Source organism: Pseudomonas sp. BN415, from assembly GCF_029871195.1.
Classification (GTDB): domain Bacteria; phylum Pseudomonadota; class Gammaproteobacteria; order Pseudomonadales; family Pseudomonadaceae; genus Metapseudomonas; species Metapseudomonas resinovorans.
The window spans coordinates 287,845-308,308 of record NZ_SSOK01000053.1 but is presented as its reverse complement, the minus strand read 5'-3'; the positions used below and the strand labels follow the sequence as shown (position 1 = coordinate 308,308).

Below are 20,464 nucleotides of genomic sequence, written 5' to 3'. Positions count from 1 at the left end.
GTGTTACTCCTTGGCCGGGCTCGCGTCAGCCTCGGACAGGCGGACGTGGAGGGTGTAGCGCGCACCTTCGCTGGCCTCGAAGGCGATGAGCTTGTCGATCAGGGTGCGGCTGAGCTGCTTGCCGGCATTGAGCAGGAGCATGCCGCTCTCGGCCTGAAGGTTGCGGGCCAGGACCATGCCTGGTTCCAGGCGCCGGGTGTCGACGGCGAGGATGCTCGCGTCGGCCTCCGGCAGGTCTGGTGCGCAGCGGGTGCAGAGGTCGATGAATTGCTGGCAGAGCAGCGGGTCGTAGAGCCGCCCTGCATAGCGGGCGAGGAACTGCAGGGATTCCTGGCGTGGCAACGGGCGTTGCAGCACCAGGCCGCATTGCAGTTCGACGAAGTCCACCGCCAGCTTGAGCAGGCGGGCGCCGAAGGGGATGTCCTGGCCGTGCAACTGGTCGGGGAAACCGGTGCCGTTCCAGCGCTCCTGATGGTGGCGGATCAGTCGTCCTGCATCGTGCAGGGGTTCCAGGGCCATCAGCAGGCTTTCACCCAGCAGCGGGTAACGGCAATAGCGTTCCCGCTCCTCGCGGTGCAACAGGTCGCTGGGGCGGACCAGCAAGTGGTCGTCCCAGGTCAACTTGCCCAGGTTGTAGAGGGCGGCGGCCATGGCCAGATCGCGACTGTCCGTTTCCGGCAACGGGTGTTCGCTGGCGTAGGCGCGCACCAGGGCGATGACCTGGGCGTTGCCTTGCTTGTCGCCCGGCAGGCGCTGGCTGAGCAGGGATGAGAAGACTTCGGTGGCCGTCACGTAACTATGCCGCAACTCGTCGTAGGCCAGGTCGAGCATGTCGGCGGTCTGCTGCAACTCGGCGGTGCGGTCGCGGACGCGTTGCTCCAGGCTGGCGTTGAGTTCCTGCAGGCTGCGATTCTGCTCCAGGGTAAGGCGTTCCAGGCGCTGGTGTTCGCGTTCGGCGTGCTGGTGAGCCAGGGCCTGGCGCAGGGTGAAACGCAGTTCGTCGTCATTCCAGGGCTTGCCCAGGTAGCGGTAGATCCGCCCCTGGTTTATGGCGCGAATGCTGGTGTCCAGATCGGTGGCGCCGGTTAGCATCAAGCGCAGGGTGCCCGGCCAGCGCTGCTCTATTTCAGCCAGCAGGGCGGGGCCATCGAGGCCGGGCATGCGCGCATCGGAGACCACGAGGTCCACGTCGTTCGCGGCCAGCAGCGCGAGGGCCTCGGTTCCGCCGGTGGCTGTGAGCAGTTCGTAGGGTTCGCCGCGCAGGACGCGACGCAGCGCGCTGAGGATGTGTTCTTCGTCATCCACCAGCAGCAGGGTGGGGCGGTGCCGGGCTTCGCTCATGCTTGCGACCCGCCGGGCTGGGGTTGGTGCTGCGGCAGCCAGACGCGGAAGCGGGTGCCCTGGCCGGGTTGGCTCGCTACTTCGATGCGGCCGTTGTGCTTCTGCACGATGTTGTAGGAAAGCGCGAGGCCAAGGCCTGTGCCTTTGCCCACCGGCTTGGTGGTGAAGAAGGGTTCGTAGATGCGATGGAGAATGGTGGGGTCGATGCCCTTGCCGTTGTCTTCGACTTCCAGCCAGATCCAGTCGCCCTGGTGGCCGCTGCGCAGGGTGATGCGGCCAAAGCTATCGATGGCGTGGGCAGCGTTGATCAGCAGGTTCATCACCACTTGGTTGATCTGCGAGGGGATGCATTCCACCAGCGGCAGCTCGCCGTACTCACGCACGACTTCGGCCTTGTACTTGAGTTCGTTGTTGACCAGGTTGAGGGTGCTGTCGAAGCCCTTGTGCAGGTCGGCCGCGCGGAATCCTTCTTCTTCGATGTGGGAGAAGTCCTTGAGGGCGGTGATGATCTTCTTGACCCGCTCGATGCCGTCTTCGGATTCGTGGATCAGGGCTTCGACGTCGTTGCGGATGTAGTCGTATTCCAGGCTGCGCTTGAGCTGCTGCAGTTCCTCCAGGCTGCCGACGCCGTCCACGGCATCGACGATGCGCAGCAGGTCGTTGACGTAGCCGGTGAGGGTCTTGAGGTTGGAGAAGACGTAGCCGATGGGGTTGTTGATCTCGTGGGCCACGCCGGCTGCCAGTTGGCCGATGGCGGCGAGCTTCTCCGATTGCAGCAGCTGGGCGTTGGCCTTCTCCAGTTTGTGGATCAGTTGATCCTGCTCCAGTTGCTTGCTGCCCAGGGCGTTCAGGGCAGCGGCCAACTGGTCGTTGGAGCGGGCGAACTCGGTGGTGTCGTAAAGCAGCAGGCCGAAATAGCGTTCGCCCGCACAGTCGAAGGGGAAGAGCAGGGTGCTCTGCAGGCGCAGGGGCGTCACCTGGCCTTCGGGGCTGTAGGGCAGCTGGATCAGGTAGGGGTCTTCGCGCCAGTGGGTGTAGGCGTGGAGGCCCTGATCGCGGGCCTTGGCCACCATCTGGCCGAGGCGTGGGGTGTCCGCTTCCGGGAAGACCCACGTCAGCGGTTGATGCCGGGCAGGCCCCAGGGCCTTGCCGCTGCGCTGGCTGACGAAGTCGTTCCAGTGAAGTACGCGCAGCTCCTGGTCGAGGATGATGACGCCCACCTCGATCCGTTGAACCAGGGCTCCGGCAAGATCCAAAGGGCTGCTTTCCATGATGTCGCCCGCTTTTTTCGCTGTGGAACGGTTGTCGGGGTTGAATTCTGGCGCTTGTCCGACTTTGTTGTACGAAGTGTATGACAGATTTCAGGCGTCTGAATCTCGTCGAATTTCGTGTTGGATGGCGCTGAAATTTCCCTTCAACAGGTGAGCAAGGGTAGACCATGGGGCTGGAGTCGAGGGCTGATGCACAGGTTCGCTATGAGTTCCGATTCCCGGATGGCCGCCTTTGGGTACATGAGGTGGACCTGGCGGGAACTGACGAATACCTGGACAACGGACCAGACTGGGCGCGGCTGGGCTTCCAGCAATGCAGCCATTGCCCGCTGAAGACCACCGAGGTGCGTGACTGTCCCTTTGCGCGGGCCCTGGCTCGGCCAGTGGCGGTGCTGGCGCATTCGCCTTCCTACGAGGATGTGCGGATGGCGGTGTTCTGGCGGGAGCGGGAGATCCGCCAGCAGACCACGCTGCAACGGGCCCTGGGCTCGCTGCTCGGTCTGCTCGGGGCGACGAGCGGTTGTCCCCATACCCGGATGCTGCGGGCGATGGCATGGTTCCACTGGCCGTTCAGCACCTCGGCTGAGACCCTCTACCGCTCACTGGGCACCTATCTGCTGGGACAGCATTTGCGCCGGCAGCGCGGCCTTGAACCTGATTGGGACATGGATGGGCTGCGCGAGCTGTACCGCAACCTGCGCCAGGTCAACCTGGGTATGGCCGGCCGCTTGCGTGCCGCTGCCGAGGAGGATTCCAGCCTCAATGGGCTGATCCTGCTGGACCTGCTGGCGGCCGACACCCTGTATTCGCTGGACAGCTATGAGGGGGAGCTGGATGGGTTCTTCGAGGAGTTCTTCGAGGAGGGGTGAAGCGAGTTTTGTCGTAGGGGATAATTCATTCGCGAAGGGCAACGGCGTTGCCCTGTCGAACGCCTCAGAGCGGACCTGCGGCCCGCTTGGCGATTGGAATCGCCCCTACAGCACAGTAGGGGCGTCAGACCAGCAGGGCATTCAGCCATTGAAGCCGAGGCGTTCTTTCCAGCGTTTCTCCAGCGCCTTGGTCTCGTGGTCGAAAGGATGGAAACCGGGGCGGTAGTAATCCAGGTAAGGCTTGATCATCTTCGGGAAGTAGCCGTTGCGTGGGCCGAGCAGGGTCTTGAGGCCGCGAGCCCAGCTGCGCCAATTGAACAACTGGCCGTCCTTGCGCATCAGGTGGACCTGGAAGGTCATGATCACGCCGAAGAACAGGAAAGTGGTCAGGGCCATGGTCAGCGTGCGGATCAGGTAGCCGCCGCCGATTGCCTGGTAAGCGTCATAACAAACCGCCTTGTGCTCGTTTTCCTCGATGGCGTGCCACATCCACAACTTGTACATTTTCGGGTCGTCCATCTGGGTGTTGATGTCTTCCCGGCGCAGCAGTTGCTCGGCCATGGTGGCAGTGAAGTGTTCCAGCGCGCAGGTGGCAGCCAGACGCTGTTTCTTAGTTGTGACGCGGGTGACCCATTCCAGCAGCACCTTGATACGCAGTTCCAGGCGTTCCAGGTCGATACCGTGTTCGGCGGCGTAATCGTTATAAGTCGCGTGTTCCTTGGAGTGCATGGCTTCCTGGCCGATGAAGGCGCTGATGTCCTTCTGCAGTTGCGGGTCACCGACCTGGTCGCGCACGGCACGCACGCTGTCGACGAAGAACTTTTCGCCGTAGGGGAAGAGCGAGGAGAGGTTGTTCATGAAGTGGGTCATGAAGGGGTCGCCGCTCCACCAGTATTTCTGGGTCGATGCGAAGCTGAAGTCCATGCGACGTACGGGGAAGTTGGCTTTGGGCAGGGGGGCGCTGGCGCTGGCGGTCATGCGGGGATCCTCTCGGGCTCTGCGAGCCGTCCATTCGTTGTTATCGGTGGGCACTGCAACCGTGCCATCAGTCGATGTAACTATTGAGGATCGTGCGGGGCGGCGCGAGGGGCTGGCCGCCAACTTTCGGCGGGTGTTCGCGGCGTGGACTGGGGCGAGGGGTAACGTCAATCGGAGGGGGTGTAACCCGGGTGGGCCAGCCGTGCTTCGGTTGGGGCGGGTCCACTGGCGCGGCCCCGCCCGTCTCTCAGCGCTCGTCGAGTGCGAAGGCGGTGAGGGCGAAGGTGGGGATTCCAGCGTCGGCAAGGCGCTCGGAGCCGCCCAGTTCGGGCAGGTCGATGATGGCTGCGGCCTCGAAAACGCTGGCGCCCATGCGCCGGACCAGCCGGGTGGCAGCCAGCAGGGTGCCGCCTGTGGCGATCAGGTCATCGAAGATCAGCACCTTATCGCCGTCGCACAGACTGTCGCTGTGGACTTCAAGAAAGGCTTCGCCATATTCGGTCTGGTAAGGCTCGGAGAGCACGTCCGCCGGGAGCTTGCCCTGCTTGCGGAAGAGCACCAGCGGCTTGTTGAGTTCGTAGGCGATGATCGAGCCAATCAGGAAACCGCGGGCATCCATGGCGCCGATGTGGCTGAAGTCGGCCTCGACATAACGCTGGATAAAGCTGTCGGCCACCAGGCGAAGGGCGCGGGGTGACTGGAACAGGGGCGTGATGTCGCGGAACACCACACCGGGCTTGGGGAAGTCAGGGACAGGGCGGATCAGTGTCTTGATGGAAAAGTCGTCGAAGATCATCGTCAATGCCTGATGGAAAGAACTGGGTGGAACGGGCGGACCTGCCTGGCCGGCAGGTCTGCGGGGGATCAACTTTCAATGCTCCCGCCCGCCATGGCGCAGAGTTCGATGGGGTCGAGAATGTGCACTTCCTTGCCTTCGGCGGCAATCAGGTTGGCCTGCTGGAAACGGGTGAAGACGCGGGAGACGGTTTCCACCGCCAAGCCCAGGTAATTACCGATTTCATTGCGCGACATGGCCAGGCGGAACTGGTTGGCCGAGAAACCGCGGGCGCGGAAGCGTGCGGAGAGGTTGACCAGGAAAGTGGCGATGCGCTCGTCGGCGGTTTTCTTGGACAGCAACAGCATCATCTGCTGGTCGTCGCGGATCTCGCGGCTCATCACGCGCATCAACTGACGACGTAACTGCGGCAGCTGGACCGAGAGTTCGTCCAGGCGCTCGAAGGGGATTTCGCACACCGAGGTGGTTTCCAGGGCCTGGGCCGATACCGGATAGAGCTCGGTGTCCATTCCGGAAAGGCCTACCAGTTCGCTGGGCAGGTGGAAACCGGTGATCTGCTCTTCGCCGGTGTCAGTGACGGTGAAGGTCTTGAGGGCACCGGAGCGTACTGCGAAGACCGAGCCGAAGGTATCGCCCTGACGGAAGAGGAGTTCACCTTTCTTCAGCGGACGGCCGCGTTTGACGATGTCGTCCAGCGCGTCCATGTCCTCCATGTTCAGCGACAGGGGTAGACAAAGGGCGGCCAGGCTGCAGTCCTTGCAGTGGGCCTGGGGTACGTTGCGCACCTTGATGATTTCGGACATGAGCCATTCCTTGCGAGGCATACACACAATGCTCGTAAGGGTAACGCAGGGTGTAGGCAACGGCCAGAAAAAGCCTACCTGACTTATTGCTCAAGTTCTTCCGGTAATGGCCGATATCCGGGCGATATTCAGGCAAGGAGCCGCCTATGTTGCGCGTGGACACAAACAGCGCGGTTTCGCGGGTGGCGGAGTCGGTGCGGCGACAGGTCGCACGGCAGGAGGAGGCCCCGGTGGACATGCAGGCCGTGCGACAGGGCATTCGCGTGAGCCTGTCGAACCTCGGCAAGCCCAGCGAGCCGCAGAAAAATGACGACATCGACAAGAGCAGCCTGCCGGATGGCATCAAGGAGCTCCTGAAGATGATCCGCGCCCTCAAGGCACAGATTGCCGAGCGGAAGGCCGAACTGGATGCCATCGCGGCCGACCGGAGTCTGGACGACGAAACCCGCGCCCAGCGCCTGGAGGCGGTGCGCAGTCAACTCGCGTCCCTGCAGGGGGCCCTGAGCAGCGCTAACCTCAATCTCGCCAAGCTGGTTCGTGAGTCGAATCTCAGTGAGGCGCAGGCGGTGGAGCTGAATCAACTGCTCGCCGCCTGAGCCGATTTCAGATGACGCGGGAGAATCGTTGCGGGTTCAGCCCCGCCAGGTAGTTGTCGAAGAGCATGCACAGCGAGCGCACCAGCAGGCGCCCAGCGGGCAGGACGTCGATGCGGCCGTCGCTGAGGTCGATCAGGCGATCCTCGCTCATTTGCTGCAATTGCGGCCAGATGTCAGCGAAGTAGCCGCGAAATTCGATGTTGAAACGGGTTTCGATGCTGGCGAAGTCCAGCTCGAACGCGCAAATCAGTTGCTGGATCACCGCTCTGCGAATGCGGTCGTCCTCGTCGCACACCAGCCCCCGATTGATAGCCAATAGGTCCTGCCCCAGGGCACCCTGGTAGTCGTTGAGCTGCACGGTGTTCTGGCAGTAGAGGTCGCCGATTTGGCTGATGGCCGATACGCCCAGGCCAATCAGGTCGCAATGGCCGTGGGTGGTGTACCCCTGGAAGTTGCGTTGCAGGCTGCCATCCTCCTGGGCGATGGCGAGATCGTCGTCGGGCAAGGCGAAGTGATCCATGCCGATGTAGCGGTACCCGGCAGCACTCAACTGCTCGATGCTGCGCTGGAGCATTTCCAGCTTTTGCCCGGGGCTGGGCAGGTCTTCGCTGCGAATCCGCCGTTGCGGCATGAAGCGATCCGGCAGGTGGGCGTAGTTGAACACTGAAAGCCGGTCCGGTTGCAGGGCGATGACTTCGTCCACGGTTCGGGCGAAGCTCTCCGGGGTCTGCTTGGGCAGGCCGTAGATCAGGTCGAGGTTCAGTGAGCGGTACTGCAAGGTACGCGCGGCTTCGACGATGGCGCGGGTCTCCTCCAGGCTCTGCAAACGGTTGACGGCGCGTTGCACGGCGGGGTCCAGGTCCTGCACGCCAAGGCTGACTCGGTTGAAGCCCAATTCACGGAGCAGGCCCATGGTGGACCAGTCGGCCTCCCGCGGATCGATTTCGATACCGTAGTCCCCCGAGTCGTCGTCCAGCAGGCTGAAGTGCTTGCGCAGATGACCCATGAGCCGGCGCAGTTCATCGTGGCTGAGGAAGGTCGGGGTGCCGCCCCCGAAGTGCAGTTGCTCGACTTTCTGCTGCGGATCAAGGTGGCAGGCCAGCAATTCGATTTCCCGCTCCAGGTGTTCCAGATAGGGCAGAGCGCGGCCGCGATCCTTGGTGATGACCTTGTTGCAGGCGCAGTAGTAGCAGATGTTCGCGCAGAACGGCACATGGACGTAGAGCGACAGGGGGCGACGGGCCTTGCGACTGTCGCGCAGGGCATGAAGCATGTCGAAGGAGCCCACACGGTGGCTGAATTGCACCGCGGTGGGGTAGGAGGTGTAGCGGGGGCCTGGAGTGTCGTAGCGGTGGATCAGGCCCGCGTCCCAGCGAATGTTGTCGAGCATGCAGGTGTCCCCGGTTCGGATATCAGTGCCAGGGAGTCTATGGGGCACCCGCTTGGGCGATCTTGATTTGTATCAAGCCGTTTAGTGGCTGTGTTGATGCTCGCTGGTGGCGGCACTGCTGTCGTGTCCGCCGTGACCCATCAGCCACGCCTGGTGGGGGCCGGGCAGGGTCCAGAGACCGAAGAGGACTACCAGCATGCCACCGGCGACACGCACGCCGCGCTTGCGCAGCAGTGCGGTAAGACGCTCGGCGGCGAGGCCGGTGGCGATCAACACGGGCAGGGTCCCGAGGCCGAAGGCAAGCATCAGCAGTGCGCTGTCGGCGGCCGAGCCTTGGCTCGCGGCCCAGAGCAGGGTGCTGTAGACCAGGCCGCAGGGCAGCCAGCCCCAGAGTCCGCCCAGCAGCAGGGCGCGGGGTAGGCTGGACACCGGCAGCAGCTTGCGCGCTGCCGGTTGGATGTGGCGCCAGAGGCCCTGTCCCAGTGCTTCGATGCGGGTCAGGCCGCTCCACCAGCCAGCCAGGTAGAGGCCCATGCAGATCAGCAGCAGCGCCGCCACCACGCGCAGGGCCATGGCTGCCGGGCTGCTGGCGATGGCCCAGCCGGCGAGGCCGATGAGCAGGCCAGCAAGGGCGTAGCTGAGGATGCGACCGAGGTTGTAGGCCAGCAGCAGGCGCAGGCGGCGGGCGCGTTGTTCAGGGGGGATGGCCAGGGTCAGGGCGCCCATCAGGCCGCCACACATGCCGAGGCAATGGCCGCCCCCGAGCAGTCCGAGGATCAGGGCAGAAAGCAGTAAAGGAGCAAGTTCAGCCACGGGGCTCGTCCTGCTCGTCCTGTTTGTCCTTGTTGTTGCCCTCGGCTTCGGCGATACCAGCCTTGTGCTTGGGGTCCTCGTCATCGAAGAGGATGCTGTGGGCCGGCCCGTCCAGGTCGTCGTACTGGCCGCTGTCCACGGCCCAGAAGAACAGCCAGATGGCGAAACCGACCAGGCCGATGGCGACCGGGATCAGTATGTAAAGCGCTGGCATCAGGGGCTCCGATTGAAGATTCGTGGGTCAGGTGCGGGCCAGGCGCAGGGCGTTGACCACCACCAGCAGCGAGCTGACCGACATGCCGAAGGCAGCCCAGAGGGGGGTGATCCAGCCGAGGGCGGCGAAAGGCAGCACCAGGCCATTGTACAAGGTCGCCCAGGCGAGGTTTTCGATGATGATGCGGCGTGTCCGCCGAGCCAGGGCGAACGCTTGCACCAGACTGTCGAGTCGGTTGGAAAGCAGCACGGCATCCGCGCTGGTCTTGGCCAAGTCGGTAGCGCTGCCCATGGCGACGCTGATATCCGCTCCGGCCAGGACCGGTACGTCGTTGACGCCATCACCCAGCATCAGCACTTTGTGGCCCTGCTGATGGAGCTGGCGCAGTACTTCCAGTTTGGCATCCGGAGTCAGACCGCCACGGGCATCGTCGATGCCCAACTGGCGGGCGATGCCGGTCACCATGGGCGAGCTGTCGCCAGACAGCAGCAGGAGCTTCCAGTCACGTTCGCGGCAGGCATCCAGTAGGGCTGGGGCATCTTCCCGCAAGCGGTCGTCCAGAACGAACCAGGCCAGTGGCCCCTTTTCATCTCCCAGCAGTAGCCACTGGCCCTGGTCGCCGGGAATGTCGGGGGCCGCCGTGCCACTGAGCTCGGCGACGAAGCCGGGCTGGCCGATTCGCAGGCATCGATCGCCGACACGACCTTCCAACCCGCGCCCGGGCACGCTTTCTACCTTGTTCGCCGCTTGCGGGGCGCGGCCGAACGCACGGGCGATAGGGTGTTCTGAGCGGTTCTCCAAGGCTGCGGCCAGACCCAGGCAGGCATCGCGGTCCAGCGTGCCAAGAGGATGAATGGCGCTCAGGGTCAGACGGCCTTCAGTCAGGGTGCCAGTCTTGTCGAAGATCACCGTGTCGATCTGGTTCAGACCTTCCAGCACGTGGCCGCGGGTCAGCAGCAGGCCGAGCTTGTGCAGGCTGCCTGTGGCGGTTGTGAGGGCGGTCGGGGTGGCCAGGGCCAGGGCGCAAGGGCAGGTGGCCACCAGCAGGGAAAGCACGACCCAGAACGCGCGATCCGGATCGATCTGCCACCAGATGGCGCCGACGATGGCAGCCGCCGCAAGTACGATCAGCAGGAACCATTGGGCAACCTTGTCGGCCACTTCGGCCAGCCGAGGTTTGTCCGCCTGGGCGCGTTCCAGCAGGCGGACGATGGCCGAGAGGCGGGTATCGTCACCAAGTGCCAGGACTTCGATGGTCAGCGGGCCTTCGACGTTCAGGGTGCCGGCGGTTACCGAATCGCCTTCGCTGCGTGGATGGGGCAGGTATTCGCCGGTGAGCAGGGACTCGTCGACGCTGGACTGGCCAGACAGGATCTGGCCATCGGCTGGCAGCAGAGAGCCCGGAGGGACCAGTACGCGATCGCCGATCTTCAGTTCGCTGAGCAGGATGCGTTCGCTATGGCCTTTCTCGTCCAGACGCAGGCACGAGGCTGGCAGCAGGTTGACCAGTTGCGCGGTGGCCGCAGCGGTGCGCTCTCGGGCGCGGCGTTCCAGGTAGCGGCCCGCCAGCAGGAACAGGGCGAACATGCCCACGGCGTCGAAGTAGAGTTCGCCCACACCGGTGACGGTAGACCAGATGCCGGCGACATAGGCACCGCCGATGGCCAGGGAGACCGAAACGTCCATGGTCAGGTGGCGTGTGCGCAAATCGCGCAGGGCGCCGCGGAAGAACTGGCCGCAGCAGTAGAAGACGATCGGCGTGGTGAGAAAAAGGCTGACCCAGCGCAGGATGGCGTCCAGCTCGGGGGACAGGTCGATGTTGAACTCCGGCCAGGTAGCCATGGCAGCCATCATCACCTGCATCCAGAGCAGGCCGGCGACGCCCAGCTGGCGCATCGCGCGGCGGTTTTCGCTGGCCAGACGTTGGGCAGCTTCGTCCGCTTTGTAGGGGTGTCCGGCATAGCCGATCTTGCGCAGCTCCTTGAGCATCTGGCTCAGCGGCAGCTGGCTGTCGGACCAACGTACCTGCAGACGGTGGTTGGACAGGTTGAGGCTGGCCTCGGCAACGCCTGGCAAGGTCTTCAGGTGTTTCTCGATCAGCCAGCCGCAGGCAGCGCAACTGATGCCCTCGATCAGCAGGCAGGTCTCGCTCAGTTCGCCCTGGTGCTGAACGAAGGGCTGCTGGACTTCGGCGCGGTCATAGAGCGCCAGCTCGTCGGGGAGCTCGCGGGGCAAGGTGTCGGGGTTGGGGGCATTGTCGCTGCGGTGGCGGTAGTAGTTCTCCAGGCCGCCGGCGACGATGGCTTCGGCCACGGCCTGGCAACCCGGGCAACACATGGCCCGCGTCTCTCCCAGCACGCGGGCCTCGAAACGACTGCCGGCCGGAACCGGCAAGCCGCAGTGGTAGCAGGAAAGTGGTGCGCTCATGGGCGCTTATTCGCCGAGGCGGATAACACTGCCCTTGTTCAGGGTTTCTTCCTCGAACAGGCGCCAGTCCTGGCCCTGCTCCTGGCCGATCAGCTCGACGAAACGGCGCCCGTTGACCAGGTCCTGCAGGTGGCCGCGGTAGTGACCGTCAGCCTGGGGCTGGAGCACGATGCGACGGTCCTTCTCCGGCTGAGTAGGGGAGAGCAGACTCAGCACCAGTTGCTGTGGACGGCTTTCGCCGGCCAGTTGCAGCTCGACTTCGCCGCTGGCCTCATCCACTTGCAGGCTGGCTTGCATGCCGAGCTGCTTGGCTAGGTTTTCGCGTTCCAGCGAGGTGTTGATGCCCTTGCCGACTTCGTAGTAGTTGTCAGCGACCAGGCTCGGTGGGTTTCGGGTGGCGATCACCAACATGGTGGTGCCAAGCACCACCGAGGTGCCGAGAATGGCGAGGATGAACCAGGGCCAGGGCTGCTTGTACCAGGGGCTGGGAGTTTCGGACTGCATGGGTCTTCCGTTTGCTAGCGGACGCTGGGGCCGATGAAGCGGCTGTCGGCGTCGGTCTTGATACTGAGGTCATCCGCGCTGTGGACGCGGAAGAGAATCTTGTTGGTGCTGGACGGTAGCTGGTCGGGGTCGATGGACAGCTCCACCGGCACCGAGAGCACTTCACCCGCATCGGCGCGGACTTCACGCTTGCCCTCGTAGACCAGGCCGTCAAGGCCCTCGGCGTCGATGACGAAGGTCTGGTCGACCTGGGACTTGTTCATGATCTTCAGGGTGTAGACGTTCTCGATCCGACCCTGCTCGTTCTCGCGGAACAACACGCGGTCCTTGATCACGTCCAGTTCTACGAGGGAGCGGATGGCCACGGCGTAAGCGAAGAGGCCAATCATGGCGACGAGTGCGATAGCGTAACCGATCAGGCGCGGTCGCATCAGCTGCGTCTTCTGGCCATTGAGGTTGTGCTCGGTGGTGTAGCTGATCAGTCCTTTCGGATAGTTCATCTTTTCCATGATGCTGTCGCAGGCGTCGATGCAGGCCGCGCAGCCGATGCATTCGATCTGCAGGCCGTCACGAATGTCGATGCCGGTGGGGCAGACCTGGACGCACATGGTGCAGTCGATGCAGTCACCAAGCCCCTGGGACTTGTAGTCGGTGCCTTTCTTGCGCGGGCCGCGGGATTCACCGCGGCGAGGATCGTAGGAAACGATCAGGGTGTCCTTGTCGAACATCACGCTCTGGAAGCGCGCGTACGGGCACATGTAGATGCACACCTGCTCGCGCAGCCAACCGGCGTTGCCGTACGTGGCAAGGGTAAAGAAGCCCACCCAGAAGTAGGCCCAGCCACTGGCTGCGCCCGTGAAGAATTCGAAGACCAGTTCGCGGATGGGGGTGAAATAACCGACGAAGGTGATGCCGGTGGCGAAGCCGATCAGCAACCAGAGGCCATGCTTGGCGGACTTGCGCAGGATTTTCTGGCCGCTCATGGGGGCCTTGTCGAGCTTAATGCGCTGGTTGCGGTCACCTTCGGTGACCTTTTCGCACCACATGAAGATCCAGGTCCAGACGCTCTGCGGGCAGGTGTAGCCGCACCAGACGCGTCCGGCGAATACGGTGATGAAGAAGAGTCCGAAGGCGCAGATGATCAGCAGCCAGGAGAGGAGGACGAAATCCTGGGGCCAGAAGGTGGCGCCGAAGATGTAGAACTTTCGCTCGGGGAGGTTCCACCAGACGGCCTGGCGGTCGTTCCAGCTGAGCCAGACAGTGCCGAAGTAGAGCAGGAAGAGGAGGGCGCCACCTGTCATGCGCAGGTTGCGGAACAGACCAGTGAAGGCTCGGGTGTAGATTTTTTCGCGGCTGGCGTACAGGTCGGTGGTTTCACCGCCCTTGGCCGGGGAAGGGGTGACGTTCTTGACAGGAATCTGTTCGCTCATCGTTCTCATACCACGGCGGTTGTCGGCGCCCTGACCAGTACATCGCCGGTCGGAGTCTTTCTGTCCGCTATATATGGTACGCCTGATAGCGGCCTGCCATGTGCGACAGTGCGTCGCGCATGGCAGGCGAGGGTATTACTTGGCTTCAGCTTCTGCAGCAGGTTTCTGCGACAGGCTATACACGTAGGCAGCCAGCAGGTGCACCTTGTCGTTACCGAGGATTTGCTCCTGGGCCGGCATGGTGCCTTGGCGACCATAGCGGATGGTCTGTTGCAGCTGGGCGTAGCTGCTGCCGTAGATGAAGGCGCTCGGGTGGGTCAGGTCTGGAGCGCCCATCGCCGGGGTGCCCTTGCCTTCCGGACCGTGGCAGGCCACGCAGTTGGCAGCGTAGATGGCTTTACCAGCTTCCGGATCAGCCTTCACGTCCTTCGGCAGTTCACGACCGTGCAGGGTCACGCGCAGGAAGGCGGCAACGTCGCGCACGCCCTGGTCGCCAACAACTTCACCCCAGGCCGGCATAACGCCGTGGCGGCCAGCCATGATGGTGGTCTTGATGGTGGCGGCTTCGCCACCCCAGCGCCAGTCGTGGTCGGTCAGGTTCGGGAAACCGTAGGCGCCCTTGGCATCGGAACCGTGGCATACGGAGCAGTAGGACGCGAACATGCGGCCACCCATTTTCAGGGCTTTCGGGTCCTGGGCCACTTCCTCGATCGGCATGGCTGCGTACTTGGCGAAGATGGGGCCGTATTCCTTATCGGCCTTGTCCATTTCCTTTTCCCATTGGTGCACGCCAGTCCAGCCAGCCTCGCCGTTGGCGAAGGGCTTGCCCTCGGCCACTTCGTTGTAACCGGGGAAGATGCCTTTCCAGTTGCCCATGCCCGGGTACATGACCAGGTAGCCGACGGCGAAAATCAGGGTGCCGACGAACAGCATGAACCACCACTTGGGCAGCGGGTTGTCATATTCCTCGATGCCGTCGAAGGCATGGCCGACGGTTTCTTCGGTGCTTTCCTGGCGCTGGCCACGACGGGTGGCGAAGATCAGCCAGGTCAGCGCCACCAGCGTGGCGCTGGTGAGCAGGGTTACGTACCAACTCCAGAACGAAGTCATTCTTTCTCACTCCTAGAAGCTTGCTCGTCGCGCTTGGCGGACTTCGGAGGCTCATCCGCGAAAGGCAGGTTGGCTGCTTCGTCGAAGCTGCTCTTGCGCTTGCTGCTGTAGGCCCAGAGCACGACACCGATGAAGGCGACGAAGACGACGAAGGTGCCTATACCGCGGAGAGTCCCGATATCCATCTTGCGTTACCGTTTGTTCTTGATAGAGGTGCCCAGGCCTTGCAGGTACGCGACGAGCGCGTCCATCTCGGTCTTGCCTTTGACTGCCGCCTTGGCGCCGGCGATGTCTTCGTCGGTGTAGGGCACGCCCAGCTTGCGCAGAGCTTCCATCTTGTCGGCGGTGTGCTTGCCGTCGAGCTTGCTCTCAACCAGCCAGGGGTAGGAGGGCATCTTCGACTCGGGCACTACGTTGCGCGGGTTGTAGAGGTGCGCGCGGTGCCAGTCGTCGGAGTAGCGGCCGCCAACGCGGGCCAGGTCCGGACCGGTACGCTTGGAACCCCACAGGAAGGGGTGGTCCCAGACGCTTTCACCCGCGACGGAGTAGTGGCCATAACGCTCGGTTTCGGCACGGAAGGGGCGGACCATCTGCGAGTGGCAGCCGACGCAGCCTTCGCGGATGTAGATGTCACGGCCTTCGAGTTCCAGCGCGGTGCGCGGCTTCATGCCTTCCACCGGAGTGTTAGTCACGTCCTGGAAGAACAACGGCACGATCTGCACCAGGCCGCCGATGCTCACGGCGATCACCATGAACAGCGCCAGCAGGCCGATGTTCTTCTCGACTAATTCGTGTTGCTTCATTAGTGAGCTCCTTGCGGAATCTGCGCGGCAGCGTCGTATTCAGACGGCTTGGCAGCACGTACGGTGCGATAGGTGTTGTAGGCCATCAGCAGCATGCCGGTCACGAAGAAGGCGCCGCCGATCATGCGCACCAGGTAGCCCGCGTGGCTGGCTTCCAGGGCTTCAACGAAGGAGTAGGTGAGGGTGCCGTCTTCGTTGACAGCGCGCCACATCAGGCCCTGGGTGATGCCGTTGACCCACATGGAGGCGATGTACAGCACGGTACCGATGGTCGCCAGCCAGAAGTGCGCGTTGATCAGGCCAACACTGTGCATCTGCTCACGGGCGAAGACCTTCGGGATCAGGTGGTACAGGGAGCCGATGGAGATCATGGCTACCCAGCCGAGCGCGCCGGCGTGTACGTGACCGATGGTCCAGTCGGTGTAGTGGGAGAGGGCGTTGACGGTCTTGATGGCCATCATCGGGCCTTCGAAGGTGGACATGCCGTAGAAGGCCAGGGAAACCACCAGGAAGCGCAGGATGGGGTCGGAGCGCAGCTTATGCCAGGCACCGGACAGGCTCATCATGCCGTTGATCATGCCGCCCCAGCTCGGCGCCAGCAGGATCAGGGACATGGCCATGCCGAGGGACTGTGCCCAGTCCGGCAGGGCGGTGTAGTGCAGGTGGTGCGGACCGGCCCAGATGTACAGGGTGATCAGCGCCCAGAAGTGCACGATGGACAGGCGATAGGAGTAGATCGGACGTTCGGCCTGCTTCGGCACGAAGTAATACATCATCCCCAGGAAGCCGGTGGTCAGGAAGAAGCCTACGGCGTTGTGGCCGTACCACCACTGGATCATGGCATCGGTAGCGCCGGCGTACATGGAGTACGACTTGAAGGCGTAGACCGGCATTTCCATGCTGTTGACGATGTGCAGCATGGCCGTCACCAGGATGAAAGCGCCGAAGAACCAGTTGCCCACGTAGATGTGCTTGGTCTTGCGCTTGATGATGGTGCCGAAGAAGACGACGCAGTAGGTGATCCAGACGATACCCAGGAGGATGTCGATCGGCCACTCCAGTTCGGCGTATTCCTTGGAGGAGGTGTAACCCAGCGGCAGGGTGATGACTGCCAGCACGATCACGGCTTGCCAGCCCCAGAAGGTGAAGGCGGCCAGACTATCGGATACCAGACGGGTCTGGCAGGTGCGCTGCACCACATAGTAGGACGTGGCGAACAGTGCGCATCCGCCGAAGGCGAAGATCACCGCGTTGGTATGCAGGGGGCGCAGGCGGCCGAAAGAGGTCCAGGGTAGGTTCAGGTTGAGTTCCGGCCACACGAGTTGTGCGGCGATGAACACGCCTAGACCCATCCCTATGACCCCCCAGATCACCGTCATAATGGCGAACTGGCGGACCACCTTATAGTTATAAGCAGTCTGACTGATTGCTGTGCTCATGCTAGGGGTTCCACGGTTAATGGAGTTTTTTGGGGACAAAAAATCGGCGGCAAGTATGGAGAAAGAGGGTAGCCATTGCAACGACACAAGCCGACACAATCCGGGCTGAAAAGCCCGCTGGACAAGGATTTGCGGCTGTGCTTTCGACGCTGCTCGACGCGCTGTCGAAGCCTGATGGGTTGCGTGACTGGAGGGATCGCCTCGGAGTTGTGACAAGTGGCGACTGGAAAGCAGCTTAGCCGATGTCAATGAAGGCAGGGTGCTACTGGTCGGAGAGGTGCGACACTGGGTCGCACTATATAAAAGAAGGGGTGGACACTTCCCTGTGTCCTTGGCACCCGGCTCAGGGTGCCGTTTTGCGCGGCATGCAGTTCGGCTGGAACGCCTGGCTGCCTGGTTGGAGCGACGCGTCCTTGCGTCACCCCGACTTCTTCACTACTTGATGGCCAGATCCTGGTCCTTGTGAGACAGGCTGTAGATATAGGCAGCCAGTACGTGGACCTTGTCCTGGCCAAGGTATTCCTGCTGGGCCGGCATCTGGCCGTTGCGGCCGTAGCGGATGGTCTGCTGCAGTTGGACCAGGCCCGAGCCGTAGATCCAGCCGGCCGGGTGGGTCAGGTCCGGAGCACCCATGGCCGCAGTGCCCTTGCCGTCGACACCGTGGCAGGCAACGCAGGTAGCGGCGAATAGCGACTTGCCGGACTCCAGGTCTGCTTTGGTGCCTTCCGGCAGTTTCAGGCCGGCCAGGTCCTGGCGCACATAGGCTGCGACGTTCTTCACGCCCTCGTCACCCAGCACCTCGCCCCATGCCGGCATGGCGGCCACACGACCGTGCAGGATGGAAGCCTTGATGGTTTCTGGTTCGCCGCCCCAGCGCCAGTTGCTGTCGGTGAGGTTGGGGAAGCCCATGGCGCCCTTGGCATCCGAGCCGTGGCAGATGGAGCAGTAGGTGGCGAACAGGCGGCCGCCCATCTTCAAGGCTTGCGGGTCCTTGGCCACTTCCTCGATGGACATGGCGGAGTAGCGGGCGAAGATCGGGCCGTACTGTTGTTCGGCCTTGTGTATTTCGCGCTGCCATTGGGCTTCCTGGGTCCAGCCGTCGGTGTAGCCGGGAAAAATCCCTTTCCAGTTACCCAGCCCCGGGTAAAGCACCAGGTAGCCGGCGGCGAAGATCAGGGTGCCGACGAACAGCAGGAACCACCACTTGGGCAACGGGTTGTCGTACTCCTCGATGCCGTCGAAGGCGTGGCCCATGGTCTTGTCGGTGGTGCCCTGGGACTCGCCCTTTCGGGTGGCGAAGATCAGCCAGAGCAACGCCAGTAGGGTGAAGATGGTGAGCAGGGAGATGTACCAGCTCCAGAAAGTGGTCATGCGCGGGTGCTCCTAGAATCATTCCGGTCGTCGTCGGCGAAGGGCAGGTTCGCGGCTTCGTCGAAGCTGGCCTTGCGCTTGCCGCTGTACGCCCAGCAGATCACGCCAAGGGTGGCGATCAGCACCAGCAGGGTGCCGAGGCCACGCAGGGTTCCGATGTCCATGGCCTTACCTCTTGTTCTTCAGGCTGGTGCCCAGCACTTGGAGATAGGCGACCAGGGCATCCATCTCGGTCTTGCCCTTGACCGCCGTCTGGGCGCCCGCAACATCCTCGTCGCTGTATGGCACGCCGAGGGTCTGCATGGCGCGGAGCTTGGCCGCCGAGTCCTTCCCGTCCAGCGTGTTCTCCACCAGCCAGGGATAGGCGGGCATCTTCGACTCGGGCACCACGTTGCGCGGGTTGTAGAGGTGCGCGCGGTGCCAATCGTCGGAGTAGCGGCCGCCCACGCGGGCCAGGTCCGGACCGGTACGCTTGGAGCCCCATAGGAAGGGGTGGTCCCAGACGCTTTCACCCGCGACGGAGTAGTGGCCATAACGCTCGGTTTCGGCGCGGAAGGGGCGGATCATCTGCGAGTGGCAACCGACGCAGCCTTCACGGATGTAGATGTCGCGACCTTCCAGTTGCAGGGCGGTGTAGGGCTTCATGCCTTCCACCGGGGTGTTGGTCACGTCCTGGAAGAACAGCGGCACGATCTGCACCAGGCCGCCGATGCTGACGGCCAGGATCATGAACAACGCCAGGAGGCCGACGTTCTTCTCGAGTTTCTCGTGCTGTTTCATCAGTGGGCTCCTTGCGGGATCTGCGCGGCAGCGTCGTATTCAGCAGGATCGGAGGCCTTCGCGGTACGCCAGGTGTTCCAGGCCATGAGGAACATGCCACTGAAGAAGATGGCTCCGCCGATCACCCGCACGACGAAGCCGGGGTGGCTGGCTTCCAGGGCTTCGACAAAGGAATAGGTGAGGGTGCCGTCCTCGTTCACTGCGCGCCACATCAGGCCCTGGGTGATGCCGTTGACCCACATGGAGGCGATGTAGAGCACGGTGCCGATGGTGGCCAGCCAGAAGTGGGTGTTGATCAGGCCGGTGCTGTACATCTGCTCGCGGCCGAACACTTTCGGAATCAGGTGGTACAGGGAACCGATGGACACCATGGCGACCCAGCCGAGGGCGCCGGCGTGTACGTGGCCGATGGTCCAGTCGGTGTAGTGGGAGAGGGCGTTGACGGTCTTGATGGCCATCATCGGGCCTTCGAAGGTGGACATGCCGTAGAAGGCCAGGGAAACCACCAGGAAGCGCAGGATGGGGTCGGAGCGCAGCTTATGCCAGGCTCCGGAGAGGGTCATCATGCCGTTGATCATGCCGCCCCAGCTCGGTGCGAGCAGCACCAGGGACATCACCATGCCGAGGGACTGGGCCCAGTCCGGCAGGGCGGTGTAGTGCAGGTGGTGCGGACCGGCCCAGATGTACACCGCGATCAGCGCCCAGAAGTGCACGATGGACAGGCGATAGGAGTAGACCGGGCGTTCGGCCTGCTTCGGCACGAAGTAATACATCATCCCCAGGAAGCCGGCCGTGAGGAAGAAACCCACGGCGTTGTGGCCGTACCACCACTGGATCATGGCGTCGGTGGCGCCGGCGTAAAGGGAGTAGGACTTGGTCAGGGTGACCGGGATCTCCAGGTTGTTCACCAGATGGAGGATCGCGACGGTGAGGATGAAGCCGCCGAAGAACCAGTTGCCCACATAGATGTGCTTGGTCTTGCGCTTCATCACGGTGCCGAAGAAGACGATGGCGTAGCTGACCCAGACAATGGTGATCAGGATGTCGATCGGCCACTCCAGCTCGGCGTATTCTTTCGAGCTGGTCCAGCCCATTGGCAGGCTGATGGCGGCCAGCACGATCACCAGTTGCCAGCCCCAGAAGGTGAAGGCAGCGAGCTTGTCGGAGATCAGGCGGGTCTGGCAGGTACGCTGCACCGCGTAGTAGCTGGTGGCGAACAGCGCGCATCCGCCGAATGCGAAAATCACTGCGTTGGTGTGCAGTGGGCGCAGTCGGCCGAAGCTCGTCCAGGGAAGGTTGAAGTTGAGTTCCGGCCAGGCCAGTTGTGCGGCTATGAGAACGCCGAGCCCCATCCCGACGATTCCCCAGACCACCGTCATGATGGCGAACTGGCGGACCACCTTGTAGTTATAGGCGGTACTGCTTGCTGTGCTCATGTTATGGGCTTCCGTCCACGGTTTTTGGATTGCGCGGCAAGCATGGTGAAAGCCCATTGGGCGACTATTGATCTGGATCAATCGCCCACAAAC

The 20,464-nt window shown here is 63.0% G+C and carries 21 protein-coding genes; 2 read left to right on the top strand and 19 right to left on the bottom strand.

Going from position 1 to position 20,464, the window contains the following annotated elements:
- Positions 1-3 precede the first annotated feature (3 nt).
- Together E8F20_RS14625 and E8F20_RS14620 are read right to left on the bottom strand one after the other, a co-directional pair.
- Positions 4-1,341 carry an HD domain-containing phosphohydrolase gene (locus E8F20_RS14625; protein WP_280284338.1) on the bottom strand — a complete coding sequence of 446 codons (1,338 nt, stop codon included), beginning with the start codon at positions 1,339-1,341 and terminating at the stop codon, positions 4-6.
- On the bottom strand, positions 1,338-2,612 hold the full coding sequence (locus tag E8F20_RS14620) for an ATP-binding protein (RefSeq protein WP_280284337.1): 1,275 nt from the start codon (positions 2,610-2,612) through the stop codon (positions 1,338-1,340). Before E8F20_RS14620 ends, E8F20_RS14625 begins: the two co-directional genes overlap by 4 nt.
- 167 nt (positions 2,613-2,779) lie before the next feature.
- Here E8F20_RS14620 and E8F20_RS14615 point away from each other — a divergent pair, with 167 nt between their 5' ends.
- Positions 2,780-3,481, top strand: a complete 702-nt coding sequence (locus E8F20_RS14615; protein WP_280284336.1) for a hypothetical protein — start codon at positions 2,780-2,782, stop codon at positions 3,479-3,481.
- 141 nt (positions 3,482-3,622) lie between these two features.
- On the opposite strand, the gene E8F20_RS14610 is transcribed toward E8F20_RS14615, so the two are convergent.
- From E8F20_RS14610 to fnr, 3 genes are all read right to left on the bottom strand, one after another.
- The gene (locus tag E8F20_RS14610; protein ID WP_280284335.1) at positions 3,623-4,459 is read right to left on the bottom strand and encodes a metal-dependent hydrolase; all 837 of its coding nucleotides are present in this window, start codon (positions 4,457-4,459) and stop codon (positions 3,623-3,625) included.
- A 247-nt stretch (positions 4,460-4,706) separates the two neighbouring features.
- A complete protein-coding gene (locus E8F20_RS14605; RefSeq protein WP_028630914.1) occupies positions 4,707-5,255 on the bottom strand; it encodes an adenine phosphoribosyltransferase in 549 nt (182 codons plus the stop codon).
- Between the two features lie 68 nt (positions 5,256-5,323).
- Positions 5,324-6,058: a fumarate/nitrate reduction transcriptional regulator Fnr gene (gene fnr / locus E8F20_RS14600; protein WP_028630913.1), complete on the bottom strand. Its 735-nt coding sequence runs from the start codon at positions 6,056-6,058 to the stop codon at positions 5,324-5,326.
- Between the two features lie 146 nt (positions 6,059-6,204).
- Here fnr and E8F20_RS14595 point away from each other — a divergent pair, with 146 nt between their 5' ends.
- Positions 6,205-6,654: a hypothetical protein gene (locus tag E8F20_RS14595; protein WP_280284334.1), complete on the top strand. Its 450-nt coding sequence runs from the start codon at positions 6,205-6,207 to the stop codon at positions 6,652-6,654.
- Positions 6,655-6,661: 7 nt separating this feature from the next.
- Here E8F20_RS14595 and hemN read toward each other — a convergent pair whose 3' ends face one another.
- The 14 genes from hemN to ccoN (E8F20_RS14525) all read right to left on the bottom strand — a co-directional run bounded on the left by hemN (position 6,662) and on the right by ccoN (E8F20_RS14525) (position 20,371).
- On the bottom strand, positions 6,662-8,044 hold the full coding sequence (hemN, locus tag E8F20_RS14590) for an oxygen-independent coproporphyrinogen III oxidase (protein WP_280284333.1): 1,383 nt from the start codon (positions 8,042-8,044) through the stop codon (positions 6,662-6,664).
- An 81-nt stretch (positions 8,045-8,125) separates the two neighbouring features.
- Positions 8,126-8,857, bottom strand: coding sequence for a sulfite exporter TauE/SafE family protein (locus E8F20_RS14585; RefSeq protein WP_028630910.1), 732 nt, complete (start codon positions 8,855-8,857; stop codon positions 8,126-8,128).
- Positions 8,850-9,071, bottom strand: coding sequence for a cbb3-type cytochrome oxidase assembly protein CcoS (ccoS, locus tag E8F20_RS14580; RefSeq protein ID WP_028630909.1), 222 nt, complete (start codon positions 9,069-9,071; stop codon positions 8,850-8,852). Before ccoS ends, E8F20_RS14585 begins: the two co-directional genes overlap by 8 nt.
- A 27-nt stretch (positions 9,072-9,098) precedes the next feature.
- Complete coding sequence (locus E8F20_RS14575) at positions 9,099-11,498, bottom strand: heavy metal translocating P-type ATPase (protein ID WP_280284332.1); 2,400 nt, start codon at positions 11,496-11,498, stop codon at positions 9,099-9,101.
- Positions 11,499-11,504: 6 nt separating this feature from the next.
- Positions 11,505-12,002 carry a FixH family protein gene (locus E8F20_RS14570; RefSeq protein WP_280284331.1) on the bottom strand — a complete coding sequence of 166 codons (498 nt, stop codon included), beginning with the start codon at positions 12,000-12,002 and terminating at the stop codon, positions 11,505-11,507.
- A gap of 14 nt (positions 12,003-12,016) precedes the next feature.
- Complete coding sequence (gene ccoG / locus E8F20_RS14565; RefSeq protein WP_280284330.1) at positions 12,017-13,432, bottom strand: cytochrome c oxidase accessory protein CcoG; 1,416 nt, start codon at positions 13,430-13,432, stop codon at positions 12,017-12,019.
- A gap of 135 nt (positions 13,433-13,567) precedes the next feature.
- Positions 13,568-14,542, bottom strand: coding sequence for a cytochrome-c oxidase, cbb3-type subunit III (gene ccoP, locus E8F20_RS14560; protein ID WP_280284329.1), 975 nt, complete (start codon positions 14,540-14,542; stop codon positions 13,568-13,570).
- A complete protein-coding gene (locus E8F20_RS14555) occupies positions 14,539-14,727 on the bottom strand; it encodes a cbb3-type cytochrome c oxidase subunit 3 (protein ID WP_280284328.1) in 189 nt (62 codons plus the stop codon). Before E8F20_RS14555 ends, ccoP (E8F20_RS14560) begins: the two co-directional genes overlap by 4 nt.
- A 6-nt stretch (positions 14,728-14,733) precedes the next feature.
- Entirely contained in the window at positions 14,734-15,345 is a 612-nt protein-coding gene (ccoO, locus tag E8F20_RS14550) for a cytochrome-c oxidase, cbb3-type subunit II (protein ID WP_028630903.1), read from the bottom strand.
- Positions 15,345-16,784 (bottom strand): cytochrome-c oxidase, cbb3-type subunit I, encoded by a 1,440-nt coding sequence (ccoN, locus tag E8F20_RS14545; protein WP_280284326.1) that lies wholly within the window; start codon positions 16,782-16,784, stop codon positions 15,345-15,347. Before ccoN (E8F20_RS14545) ends, ccoO (E8F20_RS14550) begins: the two co-directional genes overlap by 1 nt.
- A gap of 435 nt (positions 16,785-17,219) precedes the next feature.
- Complete coding sequence (gene ccoP, locus E8F20_RS14540; RefSeq protein WP_280284325.1) at positions 17,220-18,155, bottom strand: cytochrome-c oxidase, cbb3-type subunit III; 936 nt, start codon at positions 18,153-18,155, stop codon at positions 17,220-17,222.
- Entirely contained in the window at positions 18,152-18,319 is a 168-nt protein-coding gene (locus E8F20_RS14535) for a CcoQ/FixQ family Cbb3-type cytochrome c oxidase assembly chaperone (RefSeq protein ID WP_028630900.1), read from the bottom strand. The genes ccoP (E8F20_RS14540) and E8F20_RS14535 overlap by 4 nt, the downstream gene beginning before the upstream one ends.
- Before the next feature lie 4 nt (positions 18,320-18,323).
- Positions 18,324-18,935, bottom strand: a complete 612-nt coding sequence (gene ccoO, locus E8F20_RS14530) for a cytochrome-c oxidase, cbb3-type subunit II (protein WP_280284324.1) — start codon at positions 18,933-18,935, stop codon at positions 18,324-18,326.
- On the bottom strand, positions 18,935-20,371 hold the full coding sequence (ccoN, locus tag E8F20_RS14525; protein ID WP_028630898.1) for a cytochrome-c oxidase, cbb3-type subunit I: 1,437 nt from the start codon (positions 20,369-20,371) through the stop codon (positions 18,935-18,937). The genes ccoO (E8F20_RS14530) and ccoN (E8F20_RS14525) overlap by 1 nt, the downstream gene beginning before the upstream one ends.
- Positions 20,372-20,464 lie beyond the last annotated feature (93 nt).